At 38.1% G+C, this 20,252-nt stretch carries 20 protein-coding genes; 15 read left to right on the top strand and 5 right to left on the bottom strand.

The window, feature by feature from the left end; translation table 11 throughout:
* The first annotated feature begins 2 nt into the window (after positions 1-2).
* From C9E89_RS02230 to C9E89_RS02210, 5 genes are read left to right on the top strand one after another with little or no spacing between them, the layout of a single operon-like run.
* Positions 3-584, top strand: a complete 582-nt coding sequence (locus C9E89_RS02230; protein WP_107006817.1) for a histidine phosphatase family protein — start codon at positions 3-5, stop codon at positions 582-584.
* 7 nt (positions 585-591) lie between these two features.
* On the top strand, positions 592-1,098 hold the full coding sequence (ureE, locus tag C9E89_RS02225; RefSeq protein WP_107006816.1) for an urease accessory protein UreE: 507 nt from the start codon (positions 592-594) through the stop codon (positions 1,096-1,098).
* A complete protein-coding gene (locus C9E89_RS02220) occupies positions 1,088-1,750 on the top strand; it encodes an urease accessory protein UreF (protein ID WP_107006815.1) in 663 nt (220 codons plus the stop codon). Before ureE ends, C9E89_RS02220 begins: the two co-directional genes overlap by 11 nt.
* 48 nt (positions 1,751-1,798) lie before the next feature.
* Positions 1,799-2,413, top strand: coding sequence for an urease accessory protein UreG (gene ureG, locus C9E89_RS02215; protein WP_107006814.1), 615 nt, complete (start codon positions 1,799-1,801; stop codon positions 2,411-2,413).
* A 12-nt stretch (positions 2,414-2,425) separates the two neighbouring features.
* Positions 2,426-2,998 (top strand): HupE/UreJ family protein, encoded by a 573-nt coding sequence (locus tag C9E89_RS02210; protein ID WP_107006813.1) that lies wholly within the window; start codon positions 2,426-2,428, stop codon positions 2,996-2,998.
* A gap of 518 nt (positions 2,999-3,516) precedes the next feature.
* Here the strand turns inward: C9E89_RS02210 and C9E89_RS02205 are convergent.
* Complete coding sequence (locus tag C9E89_RS02205; RefSeq protein WP_107006812.1) at positions 3,517-5,127, bottom strand: purine-cytosine permease family protein; 1,611 nt, start codon at positions 5,125-5,127, stop codon at positions 3,517-3,519.
* Between the two features lie 540 nt (positions 5,128-5,667).
* Positions 5,668-7,572, bottom strand: coding sequence for an ATP-binding cassette domain-containing protein (locus C9E89_RS02200; protein WP_107006811.1), 1,905 nt, complete (start codon positions 7,570-7,572; stop codon positions 5,668-5,670).
* Positions 7,573-7,607: 35 nt separating this feature from the next.
* Here C9E89_RS02200 and C9E89_RS02195 point away from each other — a divergent pair, with 35 nt between their 5' ends.
* Positions 7,608-7,853, top strand: coding sequence for a SlyX family protein (locus C9E89_RS02195; protein ID WP_107006810.1), 246 nt, complete (start codon positions 7,608-7,610; stop codon positions 7,851-7,853).
* A gap of 138 nt (positions 7,854-7,991) precedes the next feature.
* On the top strand, positions 7,992-8,993 hold the full coding sequence (locus C9E89_RS02190) for a hypothetical protein (RefSeq protein ID WP_107006809.1): 1,002 nt from the start codon (positions 7,992-7,994) through the stop codon (positions 8,991-8,993).
* A gap of 11 nt (positions 8,994-9,004) precedes the next feature.
* On the opposite strand, the gene C9E89_RS02185 is transcribed toward C9E89_RS02190, so the two are convergent.
* Positions 9,005-9,907: a peptidase gene (locus tag C9E89_RS02185; RefSeq protein WP_107006808.1), complete on the bottom strand. Its 903-nt coding sequence runs from the start codon at positions 9,905-9,907 to the stop codon at positions 9,005-9,007.
* Between the two features lie 375 nt (positions 9,908-10,282).
* Here C9E89_RS02185 and C9E89_RS02180 point away from each other — a divergent pair, with 375 nt between their 5' ends.
* The 5 genes from C9E89_RS02180 to C9E89_RS02160 all read left to right on the top strand — a co-directional run bounded on the left by C9E89_RS02180 (position 10,283) and on the right by C9E89_RS02160 (position 15,583).
* Positions 10,283-10,732: a hypothetical protein gene (locus tag C9E89_RS02180; protein ID WP_107006807.1), complete on the top strand. Its 450-nt coding sequence runs from the start codon at positions 10,283-10,285 to the stop codon at positions 10,730-10,732.
* 29 nt (positions 10,733-10,761) lie between these two features.
* Positions 10,762-13,407, top strand: a complete 2,646-nt coding sequence (gene topA, locus C9E89_RS02175) for a type I DNA topoisomerase (protein ID WP_107006806.1) — start codon at positions 10,762-10,764, stop codon at positions 13,405-13,407.
* Positions 13,408-13,495: 88 nt separating this feature from the next.
* On the top strand, positions 13,496-13,942 hold the full coding sequence (locus C9E89_RS02170) for an NUDIX hydrolase (protein ID WP_107006805.1): 447 nt from the start codon (positions 13,496-13,498) through the stop codon (positions 13,940-13,942).
* A 101-nt stretch (positions 13,943-14,043) separates the two neighbouring features.
* Entirely contained in the window at positions 14,044-14,802 is a 759-nt protein-coding gene (locus C9E89_RS02165) for a hypothetical protein (RefSeq protein ID WP_107006804.1), read from the top strand.
* A 217-nt stretch (positions 14,803-15,019) separates the two neighbouring features.
* Positions 15,020-15,583 (top strand): HdeD family acid-resistance protein, encoded by a 564-nt coding sequence (locus tag C9E89_RS02160; protein ID WP_107006803.1) that lies wholly within the window; start codon positions 15,020-15,022, stop codon positions 15,581-15,583.
* A 130-nt stretch (positions 15,584-15,713) separates the two neighbouring features.
* Here C9E89_RS02160 and C9E89_RS02155 read toward each other — a convergent pair whose 3' ends face one another.
* Positions 15,714-16,163 carry a carboxymuconolactone decarboxylase family protein gene (locus tag C9E89_RS02155; RefSeq protein WP_107006802.1) on the bottom strand — a complete coding sequence of 150 codons (450 nt, stop codon included), beginning with the start codon at positions 16,161-16,163 and terminating at the stop codon, positions 15,714-15,716.
* 81 nt (positions 16,164-16,244) lie between these two features.
* Between C9E89_RS02155 and C9E89_RS02150 the strand changes: the two genes are divergently transcribed.
* Both C9E89_RS02150 and C9E89_RS02145 read left to right on the top strand, forming a co-directional pair.
* Entirely contained in the window at positions 16,245-16,460 is a 216-nt protein-coding gene (locus tag C9E89_RS02150; RefSeq protein WP_147305706.1) for a hypothetical protein, read from the top strand.
* Between the two features lie 77 nt (positions 16,461-16,537).
* Positions 16,538-17,671, top strand: a complete 1,134-nt coding sequence (locus tag C9E89_RS02145; RefSeq protein ID WP_107006800.1) for a glycerate kinase family protein — start codon at positions 16,538-16,540, stop codon at positions 17,669-17,671.
* A gap of 65 nt (positions 17,672-17,736) precedes the next feature.
* Here the strand turns inward: C9E89_RS02145 and C9E89_RS02140 are convergent, their stop codons facing one another.
* Positions 17,737-18,135: a hypothetical protein gene (locus tag C9E89_RS02140; RefSeq protein ID WP_107006799.1), complete on the bottom strand. Its 399-nt coding sequence runs from the start codon at positions 18,133-18,135 to the stop codon at positions 17,737-17,739.
* 110 nt (positions 18,136-18,245) lie between these two features.
* On the opposite strand from C9E89_RS02140, the gene C9E89_RS02135 reads away from it, so the two are divergent.
* The gene (locus tag C9E89_RS02135; RefSeq protein ID WP_107006798.1) at positions 18,246-20,237 is read left to right on the top strand and encodes an ATP-dependent helicase; all 1,992 of its coding nucleotides are present in this window, start codon (positions 18,246-18,248) and stop codon (positions 20,235-20,237) included.
* Positions 20,238-20,252: the final 15 nt, after the last annotated feature.

The raw sequence follows: 20,252 nt of genomic DNA, 5'->3' as shown, positions 1-20,252 counted from the left end.
TGATGGCAATTTATTTGATTCGACATGCAGAAAGTGTGGGAAATGTTGATGGTCAAACAGAATCACACGCAAGTATTGCACTGACTGAATTGGGGCATTTACAGGCACAACAGCTTTTAGCACAGTTGCCAAAGGCTGATCATGTCATTATTTCACCCTTTTTAAGAACCTTACAAACGGCTCAACCCTTGCTTGATCGGGATCAGTTAACAGCGGAAATTTTGCCGATTGAAGAATTTTCTTATCTTTCTGATGTGAAATGCAGAGGTACAACCTTATCACAGCGCAAACCGTGGGTAGATGCTTATTGGCATTTGGCGGATGTGGACTATGTTGATGCCTCGGATGCTGAATCTTTTCGAGATTTATATCAAAGAGTTAAAGCTTTATTCACATTTCTTGATCGAGAACAACAACGTTATTTAGATCAAAACTTGATGATTTTTAGTCATGGTCAATTTTTACAGTTATTTCAAATGTTAATGACTGAACCACAGGCAGTTTCAGCCGAATTAATGCAAGCATTTCGCCACAATATGTTACATCAACCCATTAAAAATACAGAATTTTTTATTTATAAGTAGGATGCTGATGAAAATATTTACCCAACGATTGGAGCAGATGCAAACTGAAGAGGCATTTGAAACGGTTGCTCTGACTTTCGACACTCGTCAAAAAAGTCGTTTTCGTGCCACTTTGGACAATGGCGATGATATTGGCGTGGATTTACCACGTACAGGCATTTTAAGAAGTGGCGCATTGATTGCTACCGAGCAAGGCGAGATTTTAAAGGTCAATGCCAAAGCTGAACATTTGATGCAAGTTACGGCAAAGACAGATTTTGAGCTGTTAAAAGCGGCATATCACTTGGGCAATCGGCATGTCCCACTGATGTTGACACCGACTGCTTTGTATTTTGAGCCTGATCATGTGCTTGCGGAAATGGTGCAGGGCTTAGGTTTGGTTGTCACAGAGGTTCATCATCCCTTTGAGCCTGAAAGTGGTGCTTATGCGCAACATGCACACAGTCATGAGCGTTTATCGAAAGCAGAAAGTCATCGTTTAAGCCCGATTAAGTCTTTACACCATGTCCATTAATGCCGCGCAACTACTCAAGCTCTTAACGCTTTCTTCAACCGCTTTACCTGTGGGTGCTTATTGTTATTCACAAGGTGTGGAAAGTGCGATTGAAAAAGGCTTGATTTATGATGAAAACAGCAGCAAAGCCTATTTTGAAGATGTTTTGGAAATGCTGTTGCTTCGTTTTGAGCTACCTATTTTGCAACGGTTAATGCAGTATTTTTCACAGGAAAATGAATTTTTATATTGGGCGCATTTATATCGGGCGAGTCGTGAAAGTAAGGAGCTCTTGGCTGAGTCACAACAGTTAGCATTTTCCTTAAATGCATGGATCAAAGATGTCCTTTTACTTGATGTCACCGTGAAAAAACAGTTTGGTTTTGTGCCTGTCTATGCACAGCTCTGTGGTCGTTTGGGCTTAAACGAGGCTGATGTTTTAACCGCTTATAGTTTTTCTGTTTTGGAAAATCAGGTCTTAGCTGCGGTTAAAACCATTCCATTGGGTCAAATGAGCGGTCAACGGATTTTATGGCATTTGCATGGCTTGGTTCCTGCTGCGGTAGAGAAGGCAATGGCGCTACAGGATGATGAAATGAGTAGCAGTTTGCCACAGTACGCCATGCTCAGCATGCAACATGAAACGCAATATTCAAGATTATTCCGTTCTTAAATCAACAACATTTAACTTTAGTATTCACACAAAATAAAGGAAAAAATCATGTCAGAACGTAGCCCATTACGTGTTGGAATTGGTGGTCCTGTCGGATCAGGTAAAACGGCATTGACCTTAAATTTATGTCGTGCATTACGTGACAAATATAATATGGCAGTGGTCACCAATGATATTTATACCAAAGAAGATTCTAACTTTTTAACCCGCAATGAAGCCATGTCACCTGATCGTATTGTGGGGGTGGAAACAGGCGGTTGTCCACATACTGCGATTCGTGAGGATGCTTCAATTAACCTTGCTGCAATTGATGATTTATGTGAAAAGTTTGAGGGTTTGGAGCTGATTATTATTGAAAGTGGTGGTGATAATTTAGCTGCAACTTTTAGCCCTGAGCTATCCGATTTAACCCTTTATGTGATTGATGTTGCAGGGGGTGAAAAGATTCCTCGTAAAGGTGGACCGGGCATTACTAAGTCAGATTTATTAATTATTAACAAGACAGATTTAGCGCCAATGGTGGGTGCAAATCTTGAGGTGATGGATCAGGATACAAAACGCATGCGTGGCGAAAAACCTTTTATTTTTTCCAATATGAAAACTGAAGATGGTTTAGCTGAGATTATTTTATTTATTGAAAAACAAGGTTTATTTAAAGCCTGAGGAGCGATGAAAATGACAAAATTTGGGCAAAAAAGTATTTTATTTTTCTTATCCTTGAGTCCTGTTTTTGCCATGGCACATCCCGGGCATGATCAAACTCACTCAGGTTTTGCAGCAGGATTTACACATCCATTCACAGGGCTTGACCATATGATGATGGCGATTGCTTTGGGGGTTTTGTTTTATTCGGCTGCTAAAAAATGGAATGCGATCGGCATGATCAGTATGGTCTTGGCTTTGGTCGTTGGCTTTGCAATTGGGGCAGCACATTGGATACCTGAGGCATTTGCAGAATATGGCATTGTGGCTTCGCTGATGGTGGTTGCGATTGCATTATGGTCGAAGTCAAACATGATTTTACCTGTGGCAACGGCGATGTTAGTCACTTTTCATGGCGTTGCGCATGGTGCTGAACTGGGTGGTGCAGGGCATGTCGTAGGCTTGGTTACAGGTATGGTGGTGGCAATGTCACTGATTTATGCTGTGGGTTTACTGTTGGGGAAAGTGATTGCTGACTATATTCCACATGGCAAAAAAATCGTGGGTTTTTTTGCAGCAATTGTTGCGTTGATCGGTTTGGCTTGAAGTGCAGAAAGTTTTGACGGTGTAAAAATCTTGCATGAAAATGTGGGATTTTTTGTGTCTGATCATTTTATATAAAAATACTTAACCTATTGAAATTATAAAAACTGCTAAATTGACTTAATATATTTTAGTTGATTTTTCTTTAAAAACAATGGTGCTATCGCGTGGCGACATGGATGTCGCCGTTGGGCAAGGGTGACAGGAGTCCCCTTTGTCCAACAAAGGATTTTTGTCACTTTTGATCCTTCAAAAGTGAGGCATCGCCTACGCAAAATAATCAAAATTTTTCAATATAAATGGGGCTGTGCCAAATTTAGAACTTATATTATTTTATTTTTATAGAATGGTATTACTCCTCATCCTTGAGCTATATATGGCATAAAAGAAGAAACTTTCAATATTGATTTTTCTATCAATCATTTCTTGTTTTTGACTTTTGTAAGTACTTTATTTTAAAACACCACAAAAATAAGGCTTCATATGAAGCCTTAAATTTAATGCAACCATTTTTAGTTTTATTATTTTTCCATAGTTTTACACAATGAACAGATCACGCCATTATGTTGATGTGAATACATAATATCAGGACGTTCATAATTTTCATGACATGACACACAATGATAAACCGTGGCAACAGGTGTACCTTCAGCATCATAACGTGGCTCTTTAATGCCATCATTTTCAGACTTAATGTAGTATTTTCCTTGGGTGATTAAGCCCATTACAGGAGTCAGTACAAATGCTACAACCAAGGCAATCAATGGAGAATAGGCAGCAAGGAAATCCCCAAACAAGCCAAAGAATGCAGCAATCGATAGACCAGCAGCAGCAAGGAATGCAACCATTCCGACAGGGTTAACGTTATATAACATGTCACGACGATACTCAGGCTCTTTCGGTGACAGTTTGAGAACATATTTATTGATGGCAATATCCGTTGCAACCACAACCACCCAAGCAATGGCAAAGTTAGAATAGAAACCTAAAATTTTACCTAAGACCGCAAACATGTTGCCTTCCATCAATGCGAGCGCAATGACAAGATTGACAATGACAAAAACGATGCGTCCAGGATAATGTTTACTGATGCGGGTATATGCACTTGTCCAAGCCAAAGAACCCGAATAAGCATTGGTCACATTAATTTTAATTTGTGAAATCACCACCAAAATCACGGCTAAAGACAGCGCCAACCAACCCGGTAACATATCATGAAAAGCTGCATTGAACTGTTGTACAGGCTCAGTTGCATTGACACCCGGAATTTTTGTCAGTAAATAAAAACCTAAAAATGCACCAATGATTTGTTTAATTGCACCCAAAATCACCCAACCTGGACCTGCTGAAATCACAGCAATCCACCAAGATTTACTATTTTCTTTGGTTTTTGCAGGCATAAAGCGCAAATAATCAATTTGTTCACCAATTTGCATAATCAGCGACAAACAAATCCCTGCACCCAACATAATCGCTGCCATGTCCATAGGTGCATAACCGCTTGTACCTGTATAGGTGGTAAAAGAGCTGACCAAACTTGGTTCTTTATGAATTAAATATGCCACAGGTCCAATCATCAAAATTAACCAAATCGGCGTGGTCCATACTTGTAATTTACTCAGTGCTTTCATGCCATAAATCACAAGAGGAATGACCATCACTGTAGAAATCAGATAACCTGCCCAAAGTGGAATACCAAGCCCAAGCAATAAACCTTGTGCCATGATTGAACCTTCAAGTGCAAAGAAAATAAAGGTAAAACTTGCAAAAATAATACTCGTCAACACTGAACCAATGTAGCCAAAACCTGCACCACGAGTAATCAAATCTAAATCAATATTGTAGCGAGCGGCATAATAGGCAAGCGGAATACCTGTCAGGAAAATAATGATCGCAGCGAAGATGATCGACATGACAGCATTGGTTGTACCGTACGTCATGCCAATACTTGCACCAATTGAAAAATCAGCCAAATAGGCAATACCACCTAATGCAGTAATCGCAACAACTTTAGGACTCCAACGACGAAAACTATGTGGTGCATAACGTAATGTGTAGTCTTCCAATGTTTCATTTGCAGCTGAGGATGTGGCTTTATCCTCAAAAGTATCTGTTGTAGATGGGTTATGCATCGCAAACACTCCTGTATTTTAATTTTGTGTTTGTCAGATGTTTTGCAAAATAGATGCCAAATGTTTGAATGATATTTTATTTTAATTAAGGATTTGAATATTAATGCAATATTTTTATGTGGTGATTGAGGAGAGTAAATTTAAGCACTATTTTTATCCATTCATGTACCTAAATAAATGCACAAAAAATGACAGAAAATAAGATTTTAAAAATACCATGAGCATTTTTAGCGCATCAAAAAATGAAAATATCGTGTTGTTCATTTTGAAAAATCAGAACATGAATGTAAAAACTCCGCACGAAGCGGTAATACCCATCAATTAAGTAAAATTATTGGATAAAGTTCTAAAAATCTCCCCTAACCCTAAGCCATATATGGCGTAAGGGAAAAGAGGGGAACTTCCAATAACTAAAGTCATTTTTAGTAATGGAAAGCTCCCTCCTTTGAAAAAGGAGGGTTGGGGGAGGATTTAAAAATACTTAACTGATCAGCATGAGCACGAAGCGGAGTTTTTAATTCAGGAGCGAAACCGAAAAAATTAACCTTTGCTCATTTCTTCAAGTTCTTCCCAACGTTCCATTTTTTCAAGCAATTCATCATCAATTTCCGTTAAGCGATTTGATAATTTCATGGCTTTGGCATTGTCAGAAACAAACAGTGAACCATCTGCAAGTTGTGCATTAATTTCAGCTTGCTCTTTTTCCAATGCTTCCATTTCAGCAGGAAGTTGCTCTAAAGCACGTTGGTCTTTATAGCTTAACTTTACTTTTTTCGGTTGCGTGGTTTGCGCTGCTGCTTCAGCTTTTGCTGCGGCTTTTTTCACTGCACTCTTTTGATCCACAACGGTTTGGTCAGGACGCTGTTCAAGATAGTCCTGATAACCACCGATGTATTCATCAATATTGCCTTTACCATCAAAGACCCAAGTCGAGGTCACGACATTGTCCATAAAGGCACGGTCATGCGAGATGAGGAGCAATGTGCCTTTATAACCACCGAGCATTTCTTCAAGTAGCTCAAGTGTTACCATATCCAAGTCATTGGTTGGCTCATCCATCACAATCAGGTTGGATGGTTTGAGTAAAAGCTTAGCCAAAAGAATACGGTTACGTTCACCACCAGACAACGCTTTTACAGGTGTGCGGGCACGTTCAGGTGAGAATAAAAAGTCTTGTAAATAACTATAGATATGACGACGTGAACCATTTACATCCACATGGTCAGAACCTTCTGATACGTTATCTTTGACTGATTTTTCCAAGTCAAGCGCATTACGGAGTTGGTCAAAATAGGCAACTTCAAGCTGTGTCCCTGTTTTAACATTCCCTGTATGTTCTTGCTCACCTAAAATGGCTTTAATCAGGGTGGTTTTGCCGACACCATTATCACCGACTAAGCCAATACGATCACCACGCAAGACCAAGGTCGAGAAATCTTTGATGATCGGTGCATTATCGCCAAAAGTAACGCTGAGATTTTCAATCTCAAAGACCACTTTACCTGAGCGGTTGGCATCCTGAGTTGCCATACTCACTTTGCCTTGCTGTGAGCGACGTGCTCTTGATTCTTCACGTAATGCTTTTAATGCACGGACACGACCTTCATTACGGGTACGACGTGCTTTAATACCTTGACGAATCCAGACTTCTTCTTCGGCAAGCTTTTTATCGAACAGCGCATTTGCCTTTTCCTCGGCTTCCATTTGCTGTTCTTTTAGCTCTAAATAACGTGAATAGTTACCTTCATAACTACGCAAAGTTCCACGATCCAACTCAACAATACGTGTTGCAATACTGTCAACAAATGAACGGTCATGCGAAATAAACAGTAAAGTTAAATTGTTTTGATCCAATAAAAATTTTTCTAACCATTCGATACTTTCAACGTCCAAATGGTTGGTTGGTTCGTCTAGTAACAACACATCTGGCTGAGTCAGTAAAGCACGGGCTAAAAGGACACGACGTTTACGACCACCCGATAAATCAGCTAAGTCTGCTTCAGGGTCTAAACCCATTTTGCTCAAAATTGCATTGACTTTGGTTTCAAGTGACCAACCATCGAGTTGATCCATTTTATGTTGTAAATTGCCCATGCGTTCACAGGCTTCCATATCACCAAGTACACAAGCATCGCTCGCTTCATGATATGCTTTTAAGACTGAAGCAGCTTCGCCTGCACCATCAGCAACGATGTCAGCAACTTTGCCAGAGTCCATTGGAACGTCCTGCGCAAGCATGGAAATGGTGATGCCATTTTGTAGTGAAACCTCACCTGCATCAGGTAATAAACTTCCCTCAATCAGTTTAAGTAAAGTAGACTTACCTTCACCGTTACGACCAATCAAACAGACTCGTTCGCCACGTTCTAAATTGAAGTTTGCGCCATCGAGCAGGGCTGGTCCACCAAACGCAAGTTGGACATCCCTTAAAGTAATATAGGCCATAGTGTTTCCTAAACATCCCAAATGAGGACTTAAAAGTGACTAAACAAAAAAATTTAGATGATCAGGCGCCATTTTCCGCACCCATAGAAGATTTGCAAGTGCGAATTACATTTTTAGATGATTTAGTCGAACAATTAAATGATCAAGTCGCTCGACAAAATGCCGAAATTGCTGATTTGAAAAAGCAAATGCGCTTAATTTACCAACGGATTGAATCTTCAGATTTATCGGAAGGCATCGCTGCTTTTGACCCAATGACCAATCGTCCGCCGCATTATTAAGTGGACTTATCATTTGGTTTATATCACTTTTAGTGATGAAAACAATATTTAATATTTCAAATTAAAGTGTTAAATTTATTTGACCTTTATTTAAAAGCTCGGTGTAATGCAGTATTCCTATGGTGTTAAAAATTGATCATGCAGAATAAAGTCATCCTTCTTGATATTGAAAATAATATGCCTACCTTCAAAGTGTTACAGGATATTATTGAACATTATCCAACAGTATATTTATTTAATTGTACAGGTCATTTTGAATTTCCTTTAGATGATTTAACTGAACTTGCAACTTGGATTACCAGTGGGCAAGTTGTGATTTTAGATGTGCCAGAAACCACTGAAAAAGAATATGAATATGCAGTTGTGGTGGGGCAACTTTTAGCTTTGCTTGAGCCTGAGACGCAAATTGAAGTTATTTCAGCGATGGCAACAGCAGACATGTTAATAGATATGTTAAGAAGCTCAGATTTGAGTTGTAACTTAACTCAAGTGCAATCAAAAAATTTATCGCTCAGTCCATCTAAGCATCAAGTTCCAAGTATTGAAACAATAAAAAATAAACCTGCATTACAGCTTGTTAAAAAATATTGTGATGCTGTTGCAAAAATGACAGGGAAGCCAAATACAGTTGAAAAGTTAAAAAATTCGATTGTAAATTGTTTGCAGATTGTGCCTGAAAAAGCACAACGTTTATTGGGTATGTTGATTAATTTAAAAATTGTCAAAAAAGATGATGAACAAGTGTGGTTCCGTAAAAAACTTTTAAAGCAATGGTCGCAACTTGATTTAGACCGTAAAGATGCTTTACAAGAGAGTAAAGTCTTAAAAGTTGATGATATTTTAGAAAAACTAAGTTCAGATGCTCAACAGGTGATTGCTGAAATCAAGAAACAGCAAAATACGGATGATTCATTCACTACAAACTTTGAAAAAATTGATCCTGTGCAATGGGAAGTGATTCAAAAACTGAATGAATTAAAAACCAATAAACCTAAAGATATTTATGCATTGCGTGATTTGCTAGAAAAAATGTTTCCCCAATCTGATGTGCGTTTATTACTGAAAGAGTTGATTGAAAAAGGTTATATTTATTGGAATGGGCACGATGTAATTTATAGTCATGAGATGTATCTAAATTAGAAAACTAGACATCAACTGCCCAGTTTTCCATAGTTTTGTCGGTCGGTAAAATACAAAACAATGGTCTTGTTTTGATAGTGGTATGGATAAAACAATTCATATTGACCATCATGTGCTTCAAAGCGAATCTGTTTTGAATTGTGCTGAAAAACTTGGTTAAGATATTCTTTCTGAGCTAAAGTTAATTGTTTTACATAGCTCTTTTTATTGACACTGATTTTGTTCCATACATTGGTTTGAATAGAATTTTTATTTTTTATTTCAAAAGCTTGATCTTTATCAGTTTGTTCACTCTGATTGAGCTTATTTGCTTGTTCCTGTGTCAAAATCATCTCATTTGAACTAAAAGTATTATATTGGTTAATACTTAAATAAACAGGGTTTTTGTCAATGGTGTCAGGAACAATCACCTGAACTTCATTAAATGAGCGGTCTAATAATGCTAAGAAATCTAAATTTTTTTGAGCTTGGGAAAGGTATGGAATAGAAAATTGATATTGACTCAATTGTTGTAAGCGTCCGTTTTGTGTTGAGATCATATTTTCAGCAGATTTTACAAAAAGGTCTTGTTTTTTCTTAGAGCTTAAGTAGTCACCTGTAAATAAAATACCTGCGAGTAAAGGAAAAATCGCAATTAAACCTACAATGATTTTTTTGGTATTTTTATTATATTTTACTTCTGCTCCACGTTCAGCAATTCGAGTGAGATTTAACATGATATTTAATATTAATGCGCCTCCCATGAGTGCCAAAATACCTAAAATGCTAAATAAAAAAGTTTCTGTCATTTGTTGACGAAATACTTTTAAACCAAAGACTTCAATCAAAACAAAACTAAAAACCCAATACATTAATAAAATGATCGAAATTAAACCAATAATATTACTTATTTTTACGAGTAGTTTTGTATCCATAATTTTTATAAAAAAGTAAAACGATGGGATGATTTTGCTAGTGAAACCACCCCTTTACAAGACTGAAAATGTCGCAATTTAGTCATAAAAAAGCATTTTTTAAATATGATTGTCATGGTTTTGTTATAGGTTAAATTTTTATATTTGTGGAAATTGATTTGAATGAAATATAGAAAATCTGGGTATATTTTCGTTCATTATCTATTTCAATAATACTAAATTGTTCATGTAAAAAGGTTATTGATAATAAATAAATTATTTAACATGAATGATATAAAGAGAAAAAAAGCCCCTTTTCAATAGACAAATTAAATTTTAATCTTGCGTTTTATATTCAGCTTATGCAACTCTAATATAGGAATAAAAAGGTGAACTATGGAACACATTGGTCTTTGGGTTGCGCTCCTTATCGTTATTTTCATAATGGGTTCAATTTTGGGCTTGCGCGTCAGTCCTCGAGAAAAAGCTTTAGGTTTGATGCGTGAGAAAGCACGAAAAATGGGATTACATCCACGTTTGGTGGCAGCACCAGATTGGACAAAAGTTCCAATGGCAACAGAAAAACGTGCCAGTATGGTGGCTTACTATAGTGTGTTAATACCAGAAGCTCGCTTACCTTTAATGCGTGCCAGAGTAGAAGATCAGAAACTGAAACCTATTCAAGGTGATCAGAAATTTAATGATTTTCCCATTGCATTAAAAGGGATTTATGCTATTGATATGCAAGCCAACTGTGTAGGGCTTTATTGGGATGAAGAAACAGATCTCAGAGCAACGCAGTTAGATGAAATGAAAGCATTTTTACTTTCTTTGGCTGAAATTTAATTTATAAAGAATAGGATAAACGATTCATTATGGCGAAAGCTCCTCGGTCCACAACAAACCAAAGTACGACAGCAGACTCTCCTGATGCTGGTAAAAAACGTGCCTTAGTGATTGTGGAGTCGCCTGCAAAAGCGAAAACCATCAATAAATACTTAGGCTCAAATTACATTGTGAAGTCATCGGTAGGTCATGTACGTGATTTGCCAACAGGTGGCTCAAGCAAAACAGCAGAAAAAAAACCTGTTACACGTACTAAATTAACAGATGCGCAGAAGGCTGAAAAAGCACAAACAGCATTGGTTAATCGTATGGGTGTCGATCCAGAGCATGACTGGAAGGCACAGTATGAGGTACTTCCTGGAAAAGAACATGTTGTTGCTGAACTCAAAAAACTAGCCTCTCAGGTTGACGAAATTTATCTTGCAACGGATATGGATAGAGAAGGGGAAGCGATTGCTTGGCATTTAAAAGAGGTGATAGGCGGTGATGATTCACGTTATCAACGTGTAGTCTTCAATGAAATCACTAAAAATGCCATTCAGGATGCATTTAAACACCCTTCTCGCTTAGATACGAATAAAGTTAATGCTCAACAAGCACGTCGCTTCCTTGATCGTGTAGTGGGCTTTATGGTGTCACCATTACTTTGGGAAAAAATTGCACGTGGTTTGTCAGCAGGTCGTGTACAGTCCGTTGCAGTCAAACTGGTTGTTGAGCGTGAGCGTGAGATTCGTGCCTTTATTCCTGAAGAATATTGGCAAGTTTTTGCAGACACGAAATCTTCGAGCGATGACATTCGCTTAGAAGCAGTCAAACAAAACGGTAAAACCTTAAAATTAAAAAATAAAGTACAAACAGATGCTTTATTAAGTATTTTAAAACAAGCTGAATACAAAGTTGCAACACGTGAAGACAAGCCAACGAAGGTAAATCCAAGCGCGCCTTATATTACGTCGACATTGCAACAAGCAGCGAGCACACGTTTAGGTTTTTCTGTGAAGAAAACCATGATGTTGGCACAGCGTTTGTATGAGGCAGGTTTTATCACTTATATGCGTACAGACTCGACTTTTTTAAGTGATGATGCTGTGAGCATGGTGCGTGATCATATTCAAACTGAATATGGTGAAAAATACTTACCTGCAAAAGCCAATCGTTATGGCAATAAAGCAGGTGCTCAAGAAGCGCATGAAGCCATTCGACCATCTACTGTGAGTTTATCAGGTGATCAGCTTGTGGGTGTAGAGCGTGATGCTCAGCGCCTTTATGATTTGATTTGGCGTCAATTCGTTGCTTGTCAGATGACACCAGCAGAATATTTGTCTTCGACCATTTTAGTCGATGCCAATGGCGTTGAACTCAAAGCCAAAGGTCGTACTTTAGTTTTTGATGGTTTTACCAAAGTTCGTGGTCAAAACAAATCAGATGATGATGTATTACTTCCTGCTGTAAAAGTTGGGGAAATTCTCAAGTTAGAAAAACTTGATCCGTCACAACATTTTACCAAGCCACCAGCACGTTTTACTGAAGCTTCTTTAGTGAAAGAGTTAGAAAAACGTGGGATTGGTCGTCCATCGACTTATGCTGCAATTATTTCAACCATTCAAGATCGTGGTTATGTCAAGTTAGATAACCGTCGTCTATTCGCTGAAAAGATGGGTGAAATTGTCACTGATCGTTTGGATGAGAATTTTAACAACCTCATGAATTACGCATTTACAGCGGATTTAGAAGGGCAGTTAGATAAGGTTGCAGATGGTGAAAGTAATTGGAAAGAACTATTAGACAGTTTCTATAGCGATTTCAAAAAACGATTAACGACTGCACAAGGTGAAAACGGCATGCGCCGTAATTTACCTGTGGAAGTGGAAGCAGTGCACTGTAAAGAGTGTGAGCGTCCTATGCAGATCCGCACAGGAACGACAGGCGTATTTCTTGGTTGTTCAGGCTATAACTTGCCACCAAAAGAACGCTGCAAAGGTACTCTAAATCTCACACCAGTTGAATCACTCGCAGTTTTATCTGATGATGATGGTGCTGAAACAGCTGATTTAATGTCGAAAAAACGCTGTCCAGTCTGTAGTACAGCAATGGATAGCTACGTGATCGATGGTGGTCGTAAGCTACATATTTGTGGTAATAACCCTGATTGTAATGGTTATGAACTCGAAGAAGGCGAGTTCAAAATCAAGGGTTATGATGGTCCAACCATTCCGTGTGACAAGTGCGATGGTGAAATGCAGTTGAAAACAGGACGTTTTGGTCCTTATTTTGCATGTACAAGCTGCGACAATACCCGCAAAATGTTGAAAAACGGTCAACCTGCACCACCACGTGTAGATCCGATTAAAATGGAACATTTACGCTCAACCAAACATGATGATTATTTTGTATTACGTGATGGTGCAGCGGGTCTGTTCTTAGCAGCAAGTAAGTTCCCGAAAGTTCGTGAAACACGTGCACCTAAAGTTGCTGAGTTGCGTACAGTTGCAGATCAAATTGATCCAAAGTATCAGTTTATTTTACAGGCACCTGATCAAGACCCAGAGGGTAATCCAACGCTGGTGAAATTTAGCCGTAAAAACCAAGCGCAATATATTGGTTCAGAAACGCCAGAAGGCAAGCAAACCAAATGGTCATTGGTTTATCAAGATGGAAAATGGGTTGAAGCTTAAGTTTTAATTCATTTGAAAATGCTAACTTCGGTTAGCATTTTTTATGTTCGAAAAACTTAAATATTTTAAATATAAATAGAGATTTTCAATGATTCCAATTCGTTCTGTTGTTGTATCGTCAGTCTTACTTTCAAAAATTGAAGGTGAGTTTAAAATTTTATTGATGAAACGTGTGAAAGGCGGTTTTTGGTGTCATGTCGCAGGAAAAGTTGAACTAGATGAAACAGCAAGCCAAGCCATTCTCCGAGAAATAAGAGAGGAAACAAATATTCAGCCAAAACATTTATTTAGTGCCGATTATATTGAACAGTTTTATGAAGCCAGTCTTAATGTTATTGAAATGATCCCTGCTTTTGTAGCCATTTGTCAGGATGAGCAAACCGTTGTTTTAAATAAAGAGCATACTGAATATCGTTGGTGTAGCTTGCCAGAAGCGAAAGCTTTAGTGGTATTTTCAAACCAAAGAAAGCTTTATGATTTTGTGTGGGAAAATTTTGTTGAAAATAAACCTGAACCATTATTACAAATTTATTGAAATGAAAATAAAAGAAATATTCATCAGATAGATGTGTTTAATATAAAAGCAGAAATATTTAAAAATGCAGTGTGATATCAAAATTTTGGGGGAATAAAACGATGTGGAAAAAAATCCGAGTGGTCATTTTATTATTTGTTTTATTGGTTGTTGGAGTGAATACTTGGCGTGATATGAATCAAAACTGGAATAAAGCCATTATTGTGCTGCTTCATCCGATTAATGCGGATGGGCAAACGGCAACTGAGCATTATATTCAGCAACTTTCGATTGATGATTTAGATGAGTCAAAACAATATTTAATGGAACAGTCGAAACAATTTCGTGGACAGCCGATTCAAGTCTATTTTCAACTCGGACGAGAACTTAAAAATATTCCACCTAAAGTTCCAGAAAATCCAAGTCTGTTCAATAGTATTTTATGGAGTCTAAAGTTTAGGTTTTATGCTTGGAAACAACATGAAAATGGTGATGGTGCACCTGCTGTAACGCTCTATTTAAATTATTATGATCCCCAAAATATACAAAGTTTAAAACACTCAACAGCACTTGAAAAAGGTCGTATTGGCTCAGTCAATTTATTTGCTTCTAAAAAGCAGAGCGAAAGCAATAAAGTCGTTTTAGTGCATGAACTGTTACATACCTTTGGTGCAAAGGATAAATATGACCTGAACACAGGACAGCCGATTTTTCCATTGGGATATGCACATCCTGAGCAAAATCCAAGATATCCGCAACAATATGCTGAAATCATGGGTGGCTATATTCCACTGAGCGCAACGAAAAGTAAAACTCCTGATAATTTGGAAGATACCATGATCAGTGATTTAACCGCTCAGGAAATTGGTTGGGTGAAATAAAAGTTATTCATTGCTCTTCAATTCTGGATAAGCTTTTGCTTTTTATCACTACGTTTGTCTTGCACTTCGAATAAAGCAATGCATTTTTTATTGCTACGCTAGTCTTGCGCTTCGAACAAAGCGATGCTTTGTTCTCGCTCAAGATGCAGATTTTATACAGACAAAAAACTGAATTAGATCAACAATCAAATGAATGAATAACAACCAAGAGAAGATTATGCGTACTGTAGGAAATGATTTAGTTCGGCATCAGTTACATGAAAATCGGAAATGGTATGTGTTGTTGGGCGCATTATTGGTCATTTTTGGCTTAGTTTTACTTGCCTCTTTAGGTATGGCTACACTGACTGTTGTTGTGCTTTTTGGCGTACTGATGATGATCGGTGGTGTTTTACATTTGATCGCGGCATTCAAAATATTTGACGGTGGCTTAAGGTGGTTGTGGGCATTGTTTGGTGTTTTGTATTTGATCGCAGGTTATTATGCGTTTAACTCACCTATCAAGACAGCCGTGGTTTTAACCAGTTTACTTGCAATTGCTTTGTTGATTGGTGGTTTTATCCGTATTTTTAATGCTTTTATGCTCAAACCTACAGCAGGTTGGGGTTGGACACTATTTTCAGGGATTTTGACCTTAGCTACAGGTGCGATTATTTTGGCTTCTCCTGATTCACCATTTTGGGTGTTAGGGTTATTTTTAGGTGTGGATATTTTATTCCAAGGGGTGAATTATCTGACTTTTGCAGCAGCGATTAAAAAGATTCCACCTGCAAGTTCTTAATTATTGAAATAAAAGAGAAGAATATATTTTCCCCCTCTCTCTAACTCTCTCCCATTGGGAGAGAGGATTTTAGGCTCTACACCACTTCGTTACGTCTTGCGCTTCACTTAAAGCAGTGCTTTAAACTCACTCAAGGCGCGACTTTATATTGGCTTGAAATGGCAATTCGGTTCCATGTATTAATCACAATCGCAATCCATTCAATCGCAGTAATTTCATCACTCGACAAAACTTTTGCTGCTTGTTCATAAGCAGCGTCTGGGAAATGCTGCTGTGCAATCAGGGTAATTTCTTCAATCAAAGTCAAGGCAGCACGTTCTTTTGCAGAGAAATATTCACTTTCACGCCATGCGCTGATCAACGCAATCCGATCAATAGATTCACCGACTTTAATGGCATCTTGCGTATGCATACGTACACAAAAAGCACATTGGTTAATTTGCGAAGCTCTTAATTTTAGCAGATGCGAAAAACCAATTTCGATTCCTGCCTGTTGAACTTTTTGCATAGATAAATTTTCAAGTTCAATCACAGTTTTATAAAGTTCAGGTGCTGTTTTGCCAAGATTTACACGTGTCATAATTTTCTACAATTTCATGATTTATTATTGATGAGTTTAACGATATTGTTCTAAAACAATGTTGAATTATTGATAATAACGATGAATAAAATATACAAAACGTCGTTTATGTTATCTGCTGTGATCAGTATTTTATACTTTATGATCAATGAGATACATAAAGATAATGTAGTGATTGATACAGGAATTGGCATTATTTTAGCAATCATTACTGTCTTACTGATTTTCTTTATTTGGCTGTATCTTCGAAGTGAAGACAAACGTATTAAACAGAAGAAAGAATCTATGAACATGTAAAATTGAAAAAGAAAGCATAATTTATTGAAAAGTCATGCTATTAATAGTTTGGAAATACGCAATTAAAATGATGAATAATGACAACTTTTCTCTTAGCCCCTGACTCATTTAAAGAAAGTATGACAGCTGAACAAGCTTGTGTGGCAATGCAGCGTGGCATCCAAAAAGTCATCCCTGATGCTATTTGCATACATGTGCCTATGGCGGATGGTGGTGAGGGAACTGTAGATGCCTTGATCTCCGCTCGACAGGGGAGAAAAGTCGAAATTGAAGTTTGCAATTCATTGCTACATAAAAAAGTAAAAACTTATTTTGGTCTGATTGAAAATGATCAAACTGCTGTGATTGAAATGGCACTCGCAAACGGTATTCATCTGCTTGAAAAGTCGCAACGAAATCCGATGCTCACTTCAACTTTGGGCACAGGGGAAATGATTAAGGCGGCATTGGATTTTGGGGTATCTAAAATCATCATTGGGCTTGGTGGCAGTGTCACCTATGATGCAGGTGCAGGTATGGCACAGGCACTAGGTGTGAAATTTCTCGATAAAAATGGTCAATCTGTTGCGGTGGGTGGTGGTCAGCTTAATCAAATCCAAAGTATTGATCTTTCACAATTGGATACTCGCCTAAAAGACACAGAAATTCTTATTGCGAGTGATGTGAATAATCCATTGTGTGGTGAAAATGGTGCGTCTTATGTGTTTGCACCACAGAAAGGTGCAAACGCTGAAATGGTAGAAATACTGGATCAAAACTTGAGTCATTTTGCAGATTTGGTTGAGCAGCAATTGAAAATTGATGTGAAAAATATTGCAGGTGCGGGGGCAGCAGGTGGTTTGGGTTTTGGCTTGATGGCGTTTGCAGGCGCAATCATCCGTTCAGGTGTGGAAATCGTAGTTGAAGAAACCCAACTTGCTGAAAAAATTGCACAGGCAGATTATGTATTTACAGGTGAGGGTGGAATTGATTTTCAAACTAAGTTTGGCAAAACCCCGTATGGCGTGGCACAAGTGGCGAAGCATTTAAATAAACCTGTGATTGCTTTTGCAGGCTATGTGGGTGAGGGTGTTGAAGAACTTTATGAAGAGGGTTTTACTGCAATTTTCGGCATTGTTGATGGTGCGTGTGATTTACGGACAGCATTAAAAAATGGTGAGAAGAATTTGCAAAGAACGTGTGAAAATGTGGTGAGGTTGATTGGTCGTTAAATTTATTTTTTCCCCTGCCTTAGTCCCTCCCAAAGGGAGGGAAATTCCATTGAGGAATCTTGTACTTATTCATCTATCCAATACTCATCAGGTTTTATACCATATTTTTTAAGTAATAATTTACTCACAGTATGAAAATGTTCATGACCAAAACGACTGATTACATCAATTGCATCAGCATAATCAAATTGATGATCAAGAATATAACTTTCACCAAATCGTAAAGAATAAAGACGAATTAAACAGCTCATTTTATCAAAACGAATTAGGTCAAAACTTGGGTAAATATCAAAGTCATCATGAGGATACATGACGACTTCGCTTTTATAATCGTATTCTTCTTTTATGAAAGGGTTGAATTTAATCCCTTTTTCTTTATCAAAACCTTTTGGTCGAATGAGTTGGTAAAAGCAATTACCTTCAGTCTGAAAATTAAAAATCTGGTAAATGGTATTTTTCTGCATTTTTGGTTATTCAATTGAACGTTATTTCATGACTTGATTCTAAGTCAAAGACACATAATTTATCTATAGCTCTGCTAAACTACTCACCATCCACCAAACGATGAGTACCCATGAGTTTAGCCAACCTGATCAACGAATTAAACCCTCAACAAAAACAAGCTGCTACGACTGAAACCAAGCACAGTCTAGTCCTTGCAGGGGCAGGTTGTGGCAAAACCAAAACCATCGTGGCACGAGCAGCTTATCTGATAGATCAAGGCGTTCCTGCCAATCAAATTCAGATTTTGACCTTTACCCGCCGTTCCGCAAGTGAAATTGTGGCGCGTGTGGAGTTGGCTTTGGGCGATCAAGCCAAAGGCTTACGCGCATCAACATTTCATACATTTTGTATGTACCTCCTGCGCCGTGTACCAAAAGCATTTGGATTGGAACAATTTTCAATTATTGATCGTGATGATCAACTCATGCTGTTTCGCCTGATTCGTGGTAAAGACGATAAGAAAAATCCAAATGCATTACCAAAACCGCAACAACTCTGTGATCTATATTCATTTGCCCGAAATACTCGTCAAAAACTCAGCTTGGCTTTAGAAAAACAATTGCCTGAGTTTTTAGAATATAAAGACCAAATTGCAGAAATCATGAAAGAGTACGAGACACGCAAACAGGCACGTCATTTTCTCGATTATGATGATATTTTGGCTGTGGTGGCTTCAGGCTTGGCACAATCCGAAGGCTTGACGGACTATGTTGCAAGCTTGTGTCAGCATATGTTGGTGGATGAAATGCAAGATACCAATCCACTGCAATGGGCAATTTTAGAACCACTCAAAGACAAAACTTCATTGTTTTGTGTGGGAGATGATGCACAGTCAATTTACGGCTTCCGTGGTGCAGATTTTGAAAATATTCACCATTTTAAAGAACGTGTGCCTGATGCACAAATTTTTAAACTCGAAAAAAACTATCGTTCAACCCAAGAAATTTTAGACCTGTCCAATTGGTTGTTGGATCAAAGTGCCATTAAATACGACAAAAAGCTCGAAGCCTATCGAGGCGATGGCATAAAACCACGCATGCATGTCTTTCCCAATGAGTTTGATGAGGCAAAATGGATCGCCATTGATATTAAAGAGCGTCATTTACTTGAAGCCGCAGCGTGGAATGATCACATGGTCTTGGTACGTTCAGCTTTTGCGGCTCGTCATATTGAAGCTGCATTTATTCAAGCCAATGTGCCGTATCGTTTTATTGGTGGAATGAAACTACTGGAAACAGCGCATGTGAAAGATTTACTCAGTTTACTGCGTGTGATCGCCAATCCATTGGATGATATTGCATGGATGCGCTTTTTAACGCTGTGGAATGGTGTCGGTGATGTTGGTGCAAGTAAACTTGCACAGCAACTTTTAATCGATCCTGATCTGGATAAAATTGCTGAAAAATTGGAAAAGTTTGGACGTATTCCTGACAACACCTTGCTGATCATGAAGCAAATGGCAGTCTTGAAAACTGAAGTTGAAGCCTGTGTCAAATTGGGCGTCGAAGCGATTATCAATCAACTCGAAGAAAACTATGCCAAGAAAGACTGGCATAAACGCGTAGGTGATTTTGATCTGGTGAAACAGTTGGCGTCTAAGCATTCTCAACTCAGTGAATTTTTAGAAGAATATGTACTCGATCCTGTCTCTATTTCCGAAATAGAGCGTCAGTCACAGGATGATGTGGTCACGCTGATTACCATTCACTCAGCAAAAGGCACAGAACAAAAAGTCTGTTATGTTGCCAATGTATCAGCAGGGCAATATCCACATGCCCGTGCGCAAGGCAATTTTGATGAAGTTGAGGAAGAACGTCGTGTACTTTATGTGGCACTGACTCGTGCACAAAATGAACTGATTTTGACCAAACAAAATCTAAGTTTCTGGGCACAGAGCCAAATTGATGAACGCGGACGTAAAGTAGAAAGTTATTTTTTGAATGATTTAACACGCAATTTATGTACTACTGAAACGCATTATCGTCAGCGTGAACAAACGGTGAAAAGTGCTTTAATTGAACGTAAGGCGATTCATTTAGATTTTGGTATTGATTTGGATTAAGTAAAGAATGAGGAG

The sequence above is a fragment of the Acinetobacter sichuanensis genome, from assembly GCF_003024515.2.
Classification (GTDB): domain Bacteria; phylum Pseudomonadota; class Gammaproteobacteria; order Pseudomonadales; family Moraxellaceae; genus Acinetobacter; species Acinetobacter sichuanensis.
Note: the sequence above shows the minus strand (reverse complement) of the source record. Positions and strands in the feature narration are given on the sequence as shown.